The sequence below is a fragment of the Pseudomonas sp. HS6-2 genome (assembly GCF_049325675.2).
Taxonomy (GTDB): Bacteria; Pseudomonadota; Gammaproteobacteria; order Pseudomonadales; family Pseudomonadaceae; genus Aquipseudomonas; species Aquipseudomonas putida_N.
In genome coordinates this window covers 986,738-999,593 of sequence record NZ_CM143906.1, presented here as the reverse complement: position 1 = coordinate 999,593, position 12,856 = coordinate 986,738, and the positions used below count along the sequence as shown (strand labels likewise).

General features: G+C 61.2%; 13 protein-coding genes. 1 reads left to right on the top strand and 12 read right to left on the bottom strand.

Translation table 11 applies throughout. From position 1 onward, the window contains the following. Positions 1–3 precede the first annotated feature (3 nt). The 12 genes from ACOKS3_RS04565 to hmpA all read right to left on the bottom strand — a co-directional run bounded on the left by ACOKS3_RS04565 (position 4) and on the right by hmpA (position 11,076). Positions 4–384 (bottom strand): lysozyme inhibitor LprI family protein, encoded by a 381-nt coding sequence (locus ACOKS3_RS04565; RefSeq protein WP_103446231.1) that lies wholly within the window; start codon positions 382–384, stop codon positions 4–6. Between the two features lie 11 nt (positions 385–395). After that, complete coding sequence (locus tag ACOKS3_RS04560) at positions 396–953, bottom strand: hypothetical protein (protein WP_422763350.1); 558 nt, start codon at positions 951–953, stop codon at positions 396–398. Beyond that, on the bottom strand, positions 950–1,513 hold the full coding sequence (locus ACOKS3_RS04555) for a GNAT family N-acetyltransferase (protein ID WP_103445639.1): 564 nt from the start codon (positions 1,511–1,513) through the stop codon (positions 950–952). The genes ACOKS3_RS04560 and ACOKS3_RS04555 overlap by 4 nt, the downstream gene beginning before the upstream one ends. A gap of 180 nt (positions 1,514–1,693) precedes the next feature. Continuing rightward, the gene (locus ACOKS3_RS04550) at positions 1,694–2,077 is read right to left on the bottom strand and encodes a YkgJ family cysteine cluster protein (RefSeq protein ID WP_103445640.1); all 384 of its coding nucleotides are present in this window, start codon (positions 2,075–2,077) and stop codon (positions 1,694–1,696) included. A 149-nt stretch (positions 2,078–2,226) separates the two neighbouring features. Beyond that, the gene (alaC, locus tag ACOKS3_RS04545) at positions 2,227–3,435 is read right to left on the bottom strand and encodes an alanine transaminase (RefSeq protein ID WP_103445641.1); all 1,209 of its coding nucleotides are present in this window, start codon (positions 3,433–3,435) and stop codon (positions 2,227–2,229) included. A 239-nt stretch (positions 3,436–3,674) separates the two neighbouring features. Continuing rightward, a complete protein-coding gene (gene cyoE, locus ACOKS3_RS04540; protein ID WP_054887539.1) occupies positions 3,675–4,562 on the bottom strand; it encodes a heme o synthase in 888 nt (295 codons plus the stop codon). Between the two features lie 11 nt (positions 4,563–4,573). Next, positions 4,574–4,906 carry a cytochrome o ubiquinol oxidase subunit IV gene (gene cyoD / locus ACOKS3_RS04535; RefSeq protein ID WP_103445642.1) on the bottom strand — a complete coding sequence of 111 codons (333 nt, stop codon included), beginning with the start codon at positions 4,904–4,906 and terminating at the stop codon, positions 4,574–4,576. Next, complete coding sequence (gene cyoC, locus ACOKS3_RS04530) at positions 4,906–5,529, bottom strand: cytochrome o ubiquinol oxidase subunit III (RefSeq protein WP_027920308.1); 624 nt, start codon at positions 5,527–5,529, stop codon at positions 4,906–4,908. Before cyoC ends, cyoD begins: the two co-directional genes overlap by 1 nt. Before the next feature lie 3 nt (positions 5,530–5,532). After that, entirely contained in the window at positions 5,533–7,551 is a 2,019-nt protein-coding gene (gene cyoB / locus ACOKS3_RS04525) for a cytochrome o ubiquinol oxidase subunit I (RefSeq protein WP_422763349.1), read from the bottom strand. Between the two features lie 3 nt (positions 7,552–7,554). Further along, entirely contained in the window at positions 7,555–8,490 is a 936-nt protein-coding gene (gene cyoA, locus ACOKS3_RS04520) for a ubiquinol oxidase subunit II (protein WP_103445643.1), read from the bottom strand. Between the two features lie 558 nt (positions 8,491–9,048). After that, complete coding sequence (locus ACOKS3_RS04515) at positions 9,049–9,555, bottom strand: disulfide bond formation protein B (RefSeq protein WP_103445644.1); 507 nt, start codon at positions 9,553–9,555, stop codon at positions 9,049–9,051. Positions 9,556–9,900: 345 nt separating this feature from the next. Beyond that, positions 9,901–11,076, bottom strand: a complete 1,176-nt coding sequence (gene hmpA, locus ACOKS3_RS04510; RefSeq protein WP_103445645.1) for an NO-inducible flavohemoprotein — start codon at positions 11,074–11,076, stop codon at positions 9,901–9,903. A 155-nt stretch (positions 11,077–11,231) separates the two neighbouring features. Between hmpA and norR the strand changes: the two genes are divergently transcribed. Beyond that, positions 11,232–12,785: a nitric oxide reductase transcriptional regulator NorR gene (gene norR, locus ACOKS3_RS04505; protein ID WP_422763348.1), complete on the top strand. Its 1,554-nt coding sequence runs from the start codon at positions 11,232–11,234 to the stop codon at positions 12,783–12,785. The last annotated feature ends 71 nt before the right edge of the window (positions 12,786–12,856 follow it).

Here is a 12,856-nt window from a genome sequence, read left to right as displayed (position 1 = left end):
AAGTCACCGTCCGGGGCTGAGCACCCGCTCCAGCTCCGCCGCCCGCTCGCGGGTCATGTCCAGCATGCACATGCCACCTTCCAGCTGCGCCATGGTCCCGCCACTGGCCTGTACATGGAACTTGCAGTTGGCATCGCGGTAGGCGATCCACTGCCGCTGCACATCGCGCAGGCTCTTCTGCGGCCCCGACTCAAGCTTGCTCGTCAGTTGCTTGTAAACCCGATTCAGGCGCTGGTCCTGATGTTGCGTCTCTGCCTGGATGCAACTGCTCATGGCCAGCGTGCTGGGGGCTTTGTCCATGCACTGGTTGTAGGCCGGCGAGTTGTCATCGGCCAGCGCCATCGGCGCAACAAAGGCCAACAGCATCAGGTATCGCTTGTTCATCGCAAAGCCCTTCATAGCGTTTGAACCGGCGGCGGCGGCATCAACACCTTGCCTGGCTCGAATTGCAGCGCTGGCATCTGGGTGGCCGCGTAGGCGGTCACAGCCAGCGCTGCGATCAGGGCGACATCCAGCCAGCTCCAGCCCGGCACATCGTCACTGCTGCGCGCGGCCCAACACTGCCAGGCCTGGCCCAAACAAAACACAGCGATCGCTGCCAGCCACAGGTAGAAGCCCGCGCCGAAGCCGGTACGGTTGGTGAATTCATAGCTGCTGTTGTCCGGCAGGCGCTCTATACCAAAGCTGCTGGCAGCGAGGTACAAGGCCCCCATCCCAAGCAGCAACGCAAGCCGACGGAAGCGTCGATGGCAAAGGATGGCGACCGCCAGCAGCGGGTTGGCGAACCACTGGAACATCCCGAAGGGGATGCCCCAGGGGCCGTACAGGAACATCTGCAGTGCGGGCATGTGCCGGCCGGCATTCATCAGGGCGCCGTCGAAGGCCAGGCTGAGCAGGTAGAGGCCAAGGCTCAGCGTCAGGTAGAAGGCCGGTAAGCGGGCGCCCAAGGTCATGCGACTGGCGGCTCCAGCAGCAGGCCGTAGATGCCCGAGTCGGTCAGCTCGCCCGCCACGCACCAGCGCGCCCGCAGCGTGCCTTCTAGCACAAAGCCTTGGCGTTCGAGGGTGCGGGCCGAGCCCTGGTTGCGTGGGTCGATCTCGCCTTCGAGGCGGCGCATGTGCAGGGTGTGGGCGATGTAGTCGATGAAGCAGGTCAGCGCTTCGTCCATGTAGCCCCTGCCCTGCACGGCGCTGGCCAGGCAGTAGCCGATCTCGCCGCGGCGCGAGACATCATCGATGTTGAACAATTGGACCATGCCGATCAGTTCGCCATTGTCGCGGCGATACATGCCCAGCTTGAGCTGGTCGCCATTGGTATAGGCTTCGCGGTCGGCGGCCAGGGCGCTTTCGGCTTCGGCCAGGTCTTGCCAAGGTGCATGGTGCCAGTAACGCATGACCTCGGGGTCGGCCATGATCGTCAGCCATTGCTCAGCGTCGGCATGGCGCATCGGGCGCAGCTGCAGGCGCGGGCTGTCGAGGCAGAGGTCAGTCGGGAAACTGCGGGGTGGGGTCACGCCGGATCTCCTGTCCATTGCTGGGGAGATGACAGTTTAACGTTATGTGGGGCTGCGGGTGTATGTCTTGGGGTTTGCGGTGGGGCGGATAGCGAGCGCCGCGCGGGCGGCGCCCAATCTCAACAGCGCTGCAACTCTATCGGCGAACACCCTTCAGGCGCCGCTGGCAGCGAAAATGGCTCAGGCCACCTCAGCCCCATCATCCGGCCAATGCGGCTCGTTGGCACCGGGCGGGGTCAGTGGCGGCAGCCCATAGGCCGCCCGCGCATCGTCACAGCTGGGGTTATGCACCCCACCTTCCCACGACGCCTCGAACTCACGGCATGGGCTGGAACGGTTGGCGTAGATGGTGCACGCCACCTCGGTACCGATCTCGCCCTGCAGGCTCACGCAGCGGCAAGGCTTGGCGTCGGTGCCGATCATGGCAACACGGGTGGGGTTGATCTGTACCACCAGGTCATCCGGCACAAGGCCACCGGCGGACTGGCATTCGCCCCAGAAGAAGGACACACGGAAGTACCCGCAGCAGGCGCCGCAGTCAAGGCAAGGATTGTTTTCGGACATGATGGCACGGAGGGAAGGTTGTTGTTATCGGGCTGGCCCGCGCGCCATTTGTAATCGAAGCCAGGTCGGCTGAGAAGAGGGGCAATGCAAAAATAGTTTGCCGTTGATCCGGCAGGCCCGAGCCCGCCGAAGCGGGCCCGGGTGAAGCGTTATTTCTGGGTCAGGCCATCGGCCCGGAACATCTGGCGGATACCGCGGATCGCCTGCCGAATACGGTCCTGGTTCTCGATCAGGGCGAAGCGCACATGGTCGTCGCCGTAGTCACCGAAACCGATGCCCGGCGACACGCAGACTTTGGCTTCGGCCAGCAGTTTCTTGGAAAACTCCAGTGAACCGAGGTGCGCGTACTGCTCGGGAATCTTCGCCCACACGTACATCGACGCCTTGGGGTTCTCGACCATCCAGCCCAGCTCGTGCAGGCCCTTGACCAGCAGGTTGCGACGCTGGCGGTACTGCTCGGCGATATCCCGCACGCATTGCTGGTCGCCTTCCAGCGCGGCGATGGCAGCCACCTGCAGCGGAGTGAATGTGCCGTAGTCGTGGTAGCTCTTGATCCGCGCCAGGGCGCTGACCAGCTCGGGGTTGCCGACCATGAAGCCGATCCGCCAACCGGCCATGTTGTAGCTCTTGGACAGGGTGAAGAACTCTACCGCGATGTCCTTGGCGCCCGGTACCTGCATGATCGAGGGCGCCTTCCAGCCGTCGTAGACGATGTCGGCGTAGGCCAGGTCGTGCACCACCAGCACGTCATACTGCTTGGCCAGGGCCACCACGCGCTCGAAGAAGTCCAGCTCAACGCACTGGGCAGTCGGATTGGACGGGAAGCCGAGGATCATCATCTTCGGCTTGGGGATCGATTCGCGGATCGCCCGCTCCAGCTCGTTGAAGAAGTCCACCCCCGGCACCAGCGGCACCGAGCGCACCTGGGCACCCGCGATCACGGCACCGTAGATGTGGATCGGGTAGCTCGGGTTGGGCACCAGCACGGTGTCGCCGTGATCCAGGGTGCCGAGCATCAGGTGCGCCAGGCCCTCTTTCGAGCCGATGGTGACAATGGCTTCGCTTTCCGGGTCGATATCGACCTCGTATCGCTCCTTGTACCAGTTGGAGATGGCCCGGCGCAGGCGTGGAATGCCGCGGGACGTGGAATAACCATGGGTGTCATCACGTTGGGCGACCTGCACCAGCTTCTCGACGATGTGCGGCGGGGTCGCGCCATCGGGGTTGCCCATGCTCAGGTCGATGATGTCCTCGCCACGGCGGCGGGCAGCCATCTTGAGTTCGGCAGTGATGTTGAAGACGTAAGGGGGGAGACGATCGATGCGCGCGAAGCGGCGCGGCGAACCTGGATTGGCCATGGTTTCCTCTGCAGACGTAAGCGCCCGGAACCGTCCGAGCGACGCTGGCCGCTGCGGCGGCCTGAATCAGAAGATAGTGCCGAAACAGGATAGCTGTAAAGGATAATTTCCTGTTTCCTTAGAATTTTTCAGATGTATTTTTTGAAAATAAAGAATTTATGTTTTCACGCCAAAACAGGAAAAACAGGCATGAAAAAACCCGGCACAGTGGCCGGGTTTTAGTGAAGCACTTGCCTCGATCAGCGCGCGTAGGTCATCAGCACGTCTGCAGCGGTCTGGCTGTCCACACCCATCATCACGCTCAGGGCAGTGACGGTGAGGATGGAGAAGCCGAACACCTTGCGAGCCCACTTGCTGTCATCCTCGGCCTTGTAGCCACCCCAGGCCATGTACAGCCAGTAGAGGCCCATGGCTGCCGCCACGGCCAGGTAGCCGAGGCCGGCGTAACCGCCGAGGGTGAGCATCAAGGTGGCGAGCAGGAACGCCAGCACGTACAGCACGATCTGCTTCTTCGCCGCGAGGATGCCGCGCGCCACCGGCAGGACCGGAATGTTGGCAGCGCTGTAATCCTTGAAGCGGAAGATCGCGATGGCAAAACTGTGCGGCATCTGCCACAGGCTGAACATCACCAGCAGGGTGACAGCAGCCAGGTCGAAGCTGTTGCTCACGGCGCAGTAGCCGATCACCGGAGGCATGGCACCGGACAGGCTGCCGACCAAGGTGCCGTGCACCGATTTGCGCTTCAGCCAGAGGCTGTAGAAACCGACGTAGACGATGAAGCCGATCAGCGCACAGAACGCCGACAGCGGGTTGGCCTGCACATACAGCAGGCTGAAGCCCGCCACCCCAAGCAGGGTGGCGTAGACCAGCGCGAGGGTCAGCGACATGCCGCCCTGGACCATGACGCGGTTCTTGGTGCGCTCCATCTTGTGGTCGATGTCACGGTCGATGCAGTTGTTGAACACGCATCCGGACGCCACCACCAGCGAAGTACCGATCACCACCGCCAGGAACAGGGCGAAGTCCACATGGCCCTTCGAGGCAAGGAAGAAACCGCCTGCCACGGAAAGCACGTTACCGAAAATGATCCCCGGTTTGGTGATTTGGATAAAGTGCTTTACGGACATGCAGTCTTACCTCACTTGGCCATCATTTCGAAGTGGATGCTGAACATGATCCACAGCGACAGGCCGACCAGCAGAGCGATTACCATCGCGGTGAACAGGAACGTCGACACATTGGAACGCTGCTCTTTCGAGCGGTCCATGTGCAGGAAGTACACGAGGTGTACCACTACCTGAATCACAGCCATGGCCACGATGATCAGAACGGTCAGGTTCTTCGGCAGGCTTGGCGACATGGCCAGGCCGAACGGGATCGCGGTCAGGATGATCGACAGGATGAAGCCGATCATGTACGACTTGACGCTGCCGTGGTTACCTTCGTGATGAGTGTCGTGTGCGTTAGCCATTACAGAACTCCCAGCAGGTAGACGACGGTGAATACGCAGATCCAGACCACGTCCAGGAAGTGCCAGAACAGGCTCAGGCAGCTCATGCGGGTCTTGGCGGTCGGCGTGATGCCGTGCTTGTTGATCTGGTACATCATGATTGCCATCCAGATCAGGCCGGCGGTCACGTGCAGACCGTGGGTACCTACCAGGGCGAAGAAGCCCGACAGGAAGCCACTGCGGGTTGGGCCGAAGCCCTCGCCGATCAGGTGATGGAATTCATAGATTTCCATCGCGATGAAGCCTGCACCGAACAGGAAGGTCACAGCCAACCAGCCCAGTACGCCCGCTTTCTTGCCGTCGAACATCTTCAGCATGGCGAAGCCGAAGGTGATCGAGGACAGCAGCAGGAACAGCGTTTCAACAGCTACGAAGTCGAGCTGGAAGATGTCGTGACCCGACGGGCCGCCGGCAAAACTGCCGGACAGCACCGCGTAGGTGGCGAAGAGCGACGCAAACAGGATGCAGTCGGTCATCAGGTACAGCCAGAAACCGAGGACGGTCATCTGGCCCGAGTCGTGGTGGTGGTCATCGTGAGCATGGTCATGACCATGCGCGCCACCGTGGATTACTTGACTGGACATTGATTACACCCGTTCAAACGATTCGACACGTGCGCCGGCAGGCAGAGCACCTGCTTTGGCCAGCGCCTTGAGACGCTCGCCTTCGATGCGCGCCACTTCTTCGGCCGGAACCATGTAGCCCTGGTCGTCACGCGCAGCGTGGCGAACGAAGACCGCGATGGTTGCCAGCAGGCTCGTGCCAACCAGCCACCAGATGTGCCAGATGAAAGCGAAGCCGAAGACAGTCAGGAACATACCCATGAACAGACCGGTAGCGGTGTTGTTCGGCATGTGGATCGCTTCGTACTTGCCCGGCACCTTGTAGGCAACACCGGCTTCCTTGGCTTCGTTCCAGCAGTCCAGGCCAACTTTCTCTGGCATGTGGGCGAAGTTGTAGAACGGAGGTGGCGACGAGGTCGACCATTCCAGGGTACGGCCGCCCCATGGGTCGCCGGTCACGTCCAGGTTCTGCTCGCGATCGCGGATCGAAACGACGATCTGGATCAGCTGGCAGGCGATACCGAACAGGATCAGCACGGCGCCGACAACGGCTACGTACAGGTAGGGTTCCCACAGTGGGTTGTCGGAGTGGTTCAGACGACGGGTCATGCCCATGAAGCCCAGGGCGTACAACGGCATGAACGCTACGTAGAAGCCGGAGATCCAGAACCAGAAGGCAGCTTTGCCCCACTTCTCGTTCAGCTTGAAGCCGAACGCTTTTGGCCACCAGTAGGCGAAGCCGGCGATGTAGCCGAATACCGCACCACCAATGATCACGTTGTGGAAGTGAGCGATTACGAACAGGCTGTTGTGCAGCACGAAGTCAGCACCTGGAACAGCCAGCAGAACGCCAGTCATGCCACCGATCGAGAAGGTGATCATGAAGCCCAGGGTCCACAGCATCGGTGCGGTGAAGCGCACACGGCCCTGGTACATGGTGAACAGCCAGTTGAACAGTTTCACACCGGTCGGGATGGAGATCAGCATCGTCGCCAGGCCGAAGAAGGTGTTGACGCTGGCGCCGGCACCCATGGTGAAGAAGTGGTGCAGCCATACAGCGAAGCCCAGGACGGCGATGGCGCCCGATGCGTAGATCATCGAGTGGTGGCCGAACAGACGCTTGCCGGAGAAGGTCGAAGTCACTTCCGAGAACACGCCGAAGGCCGGCAGGATCAGGATGTAAACCTCAGGGTGACCCCACGCCCAGAACAGGTTGACGTACATCATCGGGTTCCCACCAAGCTCGTTGGTGAAAATGTGGAAGTCCAGATAACGGTCAACAGTCAGCAGTGCGAGTGCAGCAGTCAGGATCGGGAACGAAGCCACGATCAGCACGTTGGCCCAGGTGCAGGTCCAGGTGAAGATCGGCATGTCCATCAGCTTCATGCCAGGTGCGCGCATCTTCATCACGGTGACGAGGAAGTTCACGCCGGTCAGTGTCGTACCCAAGCCTGAGAGCTGTAGCGCCCAGATGTAGTAGTCGACACCCACCCCAGGGCTGTACTGAATGCCCGCGAGCGGCGGATAGGCAACCCAGCCGGTCTTGGCGAATTCACCAACGCCCAGCGAGATGTTGACCAGCAGCACGCCTGCCAGCAGCAGGTAGAAGCTCAGGGAGTTCAGGAACGGGAAGGCAACGTCACGTGCACCGATCTGCAGAGGAACCGCGAGGTTCATCAGGCCGGTGAAGAACGGCATCGCCATGAAGATGATCATGATCACACCGTGAGCGGTGAAGATCTGGTCATAGTGTTCAGGCGGCAGGTAGCCTTCGGAGCCACCGGTAGCGGCAGCCAGCTGGGTACGCATCATGATGGCGTCGGCAAAGCCGCGCAGCAGCATGACCATCGCGACGACGATGTACATCACGCCGATCTTTTTGTGGTCGACAGTAGTCAGCCACTCGGTCCACAAGTAGGTCCACTTGCGGAAATAGGTGATAGCACCAACGACAGCAATACCCCCGAGCGCGATCATGGCAAGCGTCACCATGACTATCGGCTCGTGGAAGGGTATCGCCTCCAGGGTTAATTTACCGAACATCTCTTACTCCTCTGCACCGGCAGCTGGTTGCACACTCGACTCGGTGGTGGCCAGATCTTTGCTGCCTGCTTCTTCGTGGACCGGCTTGCCGCGGTTCATACCTTCGTACTTGTCGACGATGGTCTGGAACAGTTCAGCAGGTGCCTCGCTGTACAGCGCGACTGGGTTGTATTCGCTAGGTTTGGCCAGTGCTTCGTACTCGGCCTTGCCCAGTTTCAGTGGCGACTGCTTGACCTCGGCGACCCACTTGTCGAAGTCTTCCTGAGAGGTCGCATTAGCCTTGAATTTCATGCCGGTGAAGCCAGCACCGCTGTAGTTGGCGCTGATACCGTCGAAGACGCCATTTTCGTTGGCGATCAGGTGCAGCTTGGTGGTCATGCCCGCCATCGCGTAGATCTGGCCACCCAGGCCCGGGATGAAGAACGAGTTCATCACGGCGTCGGAGGTGACGCGGAAGTTCACCGGGACATTAGCCGGGAAGTTGATCTGGTTGACGGTGGCGATGCCCTGTTCCGGGTAGATGAACAGCCATTTCCAGTCCAGCGCGACCACGTCGATCTGGATCGGTTTCACGTCGGAATCGAGCGGACGGTATGGGTCCAGCTTGTGGGTCGACTTGTAGGTGACGTAACCCAGGGCGATGATGATGATGATCGGGATGATCCACACCGCGAGTTCGATCTTGGTCGAGTGCGACCAGTCGGGGGTGTAGGTGGCTGCCTTGTTGGAAGCACGGTACTTCCAGGCGAATGCCACGGTCATGATGATGACCGGAATCACCACCAGCAGCATCAGGCCGGTCGCGATCAGGATCAGGTTCTTTTGCTCAATGCCGACCTGACCTTTCGGGTCGAGCAGGGTCCAGTTGCACCCACTGAGTAAAAGCATGCCTAAAAAGGGCAATATGCCAAACAGTCTGGGGTAACGCTTTTTACTCATCTCACGACCTCTAGATCAGCTTGCTTCAATGCAATTTGTGTTTTGGTAGCCAACACTTCGTCCTGCCAAGTGCGGCATTTCGCGCCCGTACTCGCTCCTGCCCGGGCCCGACTGCAGGACCTTGGCGCAAAGCGTGTTAGCGGTGCTTATGGTTTCGTAGGCAACAGGCCTGTACTTCAGACCAAGTCCATTTGGTGCGGGAAAACGCGGAGGGGGGTCCGCCCGGTATCGCCGTTGGGCGAAACTTGACGAAGTCAGCAAAAAGGAGCGCTGGGGCTTCCTTCAATCCTGCGACTCGCAAGCAGTGCCGAACGGAAATTGGGGGCGATTGTAGATAGGTCGCCAACCCTTGACTATGACTTATTGAGCAACAGTCCTTTACAGAATCCGTAACAATCCAGCTCGATAAATCAACTTCGCGACAGTTTGTCGCACCCCGCTTAATAGCCCTCGAACCCGCATTTCGCAAGGCTTTGAGGTTGATCTGGATCAAGCGGGGGAAGACTTTTCGCTCTTCTCATCCGGTGCAAAAGACCACACCGAAATCGGGACTTATGTCTAAGGCTGGCGCCGGTTGCGGTAGATGCCGAACGGTACCAGGATGGCCGTCAGGACGAACGCCACCAGCGCCCACTGCGCCAGTGACAAACCGAGGATCGGCGGGTACGGCGTGCTGCAGAAGCCGTCGACCTGGAACGCCAGTGGCCAGAGCTTGGCCAGGGGCAGGTCGTCGACGATCGGCTGCAGCGTATCGATGCCGCAACTGACCATGGGGTTGGCGAGTATATACACATGGTTGCCAGCCGCAACGATTCCGCCAATGGCACTAAGCACTACCAGACCCTCGAACAGGGTCAGGCTGCGGCGCCCGGGCATGGCAGCGGCAATGAACGCAAAGATGGCAATAAAGAGCAAGGCATAGCGTTGCAGGATGCACAGTGGGCAAGGTGCCTCGCCCAGTACCACCTGCATGTACAGCGCTCCGCCGATCAGGGCGAGGCAGATCACCCCCAGCAGCACCAGAAAGCGCCGTTCGCGATTCAGGCGCGATGTTTGTTCGTTCATTGCCGATTCCTTCGATGGATAGGTGGCAGCGTGGTCCGCCCGCCTGAGTGCAATTCTACACGCAGGCATGGCCCTTTAGCGTGCGAGGGGGCGGCGAGACAGCACTGCGCAGGGCTATCCGGAGACTCTGTGACCGGCTGCAGCAACGTCGGTTCAACATCGGCCGGTAAAAAAGCGGCTGCCCGGGTGCCGCGCAGGGGCAAGCCCCTCGACACCCGGGAGTGAAGGATACAGTGATTAAAGGAGGATTAAAGATGAAAGGTGCCCGAGGCACCTTTCATCTTTCTTTATATATAGGCAGGAAATATTCGCCGGTACCGGCCCTTTGGCGGGGCAAGCCCGCTCCTACAGGGCAGCCGCCGGCCCGAAGAACTCGTAGCGGCTCTGCTGCTCCGGCACACCCAGGCCCTTCAACTGGCGCTTGACCGCCGTCATGAAGCCCTTGGGCCCAAGGAAGTAGGCATCCACGTCACGCCCGTGCGGCAGCCACTCGGCCAACAGGTCCTCGCTCAGCAGGCCCACGGCATCGGCGGCAGCACCACCGTCCAGTTCGGCATAGCAGTAGAAGCGCTTGAGCTGCGGATGGCGCTCGGCCAGGCCGTCGACCCAGTCGCGGAAGGCATGCACGGCACCGTTACGCGCACAGTGGATGAAGTGCACCTCACGCGGGGTTTGCAGTGCGGCTTCGAGCATCGCCAGGGTTGGGGTAATGCCCACACCACCGCTGATCAGCACCAGCGGTTTGTCGCTGGCCGCCAGAGTGAAGTCACCCGCTGGCGGGAACAGCTGCAGCGTGTCGCCCACCACCAGCTCATCGTGCAGGTAGTTGGAGACCTTGCCGCCCTCCTCGCGCTTGACGCTGATGCGGTATTGGCGGCCGTCGCACAGGGCCGACAGGGAGTAGTTGCGGCGCTGCTCGGCACCGTCGATGAACAGCTGCAGGCCGATGTACTGGCCTGGCTCAGCCTTGAGTACCGGCTGGCCGTCCACCGGGGCGAAGTAGAACGAAGTAATCTCGCTACTTTCCTGCTCGCGACGCACCAGGCGGAATTCACGAGTACCGCGCCAGCCGCCCGCAGCCTCTTCCTTCTGTTTGTAGAGGCTTTCCTCGGCACCGATCAGGATGTCGGCCAGTTGGCCGTAGGCAGCGGCCCAGGCAGCGATGACCTCAGGGGTGGCGATTTCCTTGCCCAGCACTTCTTCGATGGCGCGCAGCAGGCAGCGGCCGACGATCGGGTAGTGCTCCGGCAGAATCTGCAGGGCAACGTGTTTGTTGATGATCTGGCCGACCAGGCCACCCAACTGCTCCAGCTGGTCGATGTGACGGGCATACATCAGCACGCCATTGGCCAGGGCGCGCGGCTGCTCGCCGCTGGCCTGGTGGGCCTGGTTGAACAGCGGACGGACCTCTGGGTATTCGCTGAGCATCATCTTGTAGAAGTGGGTGGTCAGCGCCTCACCACCGGTTTCCAGCAGAGGGACAGTGGCTTTGATGATTGCACGTTGTTCGGCATTGAGCATTTGCGACAACTCCTGAGCCTGAGGCTTCAAATGGTTGCCACTGCTGTTACAGCAATCGTGCCAACTTTTTTCGCCAATAAAATCAGGGCATTGACGCCGATCATGTCAAATAGACCTACCCGGGCGTATAGTCAAAACGACTTACAGGAGTCCATATGACTACAAAGCCGTTGCTCACCACTTTGCTGCCCCTGGTCAGTGACCTGTCCCGCGACTTGCCCGACCAGGAACGCTACCGCCGGCTGCTGCAGGCGATGCGCGGGCTGTTGCCCTGCGATGCCGCCGCGCTGCTGCGCCTGGATGGCGAATGGCTGGTGCCGCTGGCCGTCGATGGGCTTTCGCCCGATACCCTGGGCCGTCGCTTCAAAGTCAGTGAGCACCCGCGCTTCCAGATCCTGCTCAGCCGCCCGGAGCCGACACGCTTTGCCAGCGACTCCGAGCTGCCCGACCCTTACGATGGCCTGGTCAACGCTCATGACGCCGCCCTCGAGGTACACGACTGCATGGGTTGCCCGCTGATGGTCGACGAGCGCCCGTGGGGCCTGGTTACCCTCGACGCCCTGACCCCAGGCCAGTTCCAGAGCCTGGAACTGGAAGCCCTGCAGGCCTTCGCCAGCCTGGCCGCCGCCACCGTGACCGTGGCCGAGCGCATCGAGCACCTGGCCCTGCGCGCCGAGGACGAGCACCACCGCGCCGAGATCTACCGCCAGGCCAGCGGCCAGGACAAGGAGCTGATCGGCCAGAGCCCGGCGCACAAGCGCTTGCTCGAAGAAATCCGCCTGGTAGGCGGCAGCGAGCTGACCGTGCTGATCACCGGCGAAACCGGCGTGGGCAAGGAACTGGTGGCCATGGCCCTGCACCAGGCCAGCAACCGCGCCGACAAACCCCTGGTCAGCCTCAACTGTGCAGCCCTCCCCGACACCCTGGTGGAAAGCGAACTGTTCGGCCATGTGCGTGGCGCCTTCACGGGCGCCCACGGCGAACGCCGCGGTAAGTTCGAGCTGGCCAACGGTGGTACGCTGTTCCTCGATGAAGTGGGCGAATTGCCGTTGACCGTGCAAGCCAAGCTATTGCGCGTGCTGCAGAGTGGCCAACTGCAACGCCTGGGCTCGGACCGCGAACATCGCGTCGATGTACGCCTGATCGCCGCCACCAACCGCGACCTGGCCGCCGAGGTGCGCGCAGGCAACTACCGCGCCGACTTCTACCACCGCCTCAGCGTGTATCCGCTACAGGTGCCGCCGTTACGCGAACGTGGTCGCGACGTACTGCTTATTGCTGGCTATTTCCTCGAACAGAATCGATCGCGCCTTGGCTTGAACAGCCTTCGGCTGAGCAGTGAAGCGCAAGCAGCACTGCTGGCGTATGACTGGCCGGGCAACGTGCGCGAACTCGAACACCTGATCGGTCGTTCGGCCCTCAAGGCCATGGGCCAACACCCGGAGCGCCCACGCATCCTCACCCTGGATGCCAGCGACCTCGACCTGCGAGCCCCCCAGCCAGCCCCGACAGCGCCCCTTGCCCATGCCACGCCTGCAGCCCTGGCGGTACCCGTCGGCGGCCTGCGCGAAGCACTGGATGATTACCAGCGCCAGGTGATCGATGCCTGCCTGCAACGTCATCAGGACAACTGGGCCGCAGCAGCCCGCGAACTTGGCCTGGACCGTGCCAACCTGAGCCGCCTGGCGCGCCGCCTGGGGCTTCGCTGAGTCAACACTCACTAAAGAACTATCCGCAAAGCCATCTGGTGGCAATCTACTGGACTGCTATATCTCCCTAA

Excerpts from the sequence above, each read along its gene's own strand:
- ACOKS3_RS04565 (WP_103446231.1), bottom strand. The coding sequence starts at position 384 with ATGAACAAGCGATACCTGATGCTGTTGGCCTTTGTTGCGCCGATGGCG.
- ACOKS3_RS04560 (WP_422763350.1), bottom strand. The coding sequence starts at position 953 with ATGACCTTGGGCGCCCGCTTACCGGCCTTCTACCTGACGCTGAGCCTT.
- ACOKS3_RS04550 (WP_103445640.1), bottom strand. The coding sequence starts at position 2,077 with ATGTCCGAAAACAATCCTTGCCTTGACTGCGGCGCCTGCTGCGGGTAC.
- alaC (WP_103445641.1), bottom strand. The coding sequence starts at position 3,435 with ATGGCCAATCCAGGTTCGCCGCGCCGCTTCGCGCGCATCGATCGTCTC.
- cyoE (WP_054887539.1), bottom strand. The coding sequence starts at position 4,562 with ATGTCCGTAAAGCACTTTATCCAAATCACCAAACCGGGGATCATTTTC.
- cyoD (WP_103445642.1), bottom strand. The coding sequence starts at position 4,906 with ATGGCTAACGCACACGACACTCATCACGAAGGTAACCACGGCAGCGTC.
- cyoC (WP_027920308.1), bottom strand. The coding sequence starts at position 5,529 with ATGTCCAGTCAAGTAATCCACGGTGGCGCGCATGGTCATGACCATGCT.
- cyoB (WP_422763349.1), bottom strand. The coding sequence starts at position 7,551 with ATGTTCGGTAAATTAACCCTGGAGGCGATACCCTTCCACGAGCCGATA.
- cyoA (WP_103445643.1), bottom strand. The coding sequence starts at position 8,490 with ATGAGTAAAAAGCGTTACCCCAGACTGTTTGGCATATTGCCCTTTTTA.
- ACOKS3_RS04515 (WP_103445644.1), bottom strand. The coding sequence starts at position 9,555 with ATGAACGAACAAACATCGCGCCTGAATCGCGAACGGCGCTTTCTGGTG.
- hmpA (WP_103445645.1), bottom strand. The coding sequence starts at position 11,076 with ATGCTCAATGCCGAACAACGTGCAATCATCAAAGCCACTGTCCCTCTG.
- norR (WP_422763348.1), top strand. The coding sequence starts at position 11,232 with ATGACTACAAAGCCGTTGCTCACCACTTTGCTGCCCCTGGTCAGTGAC.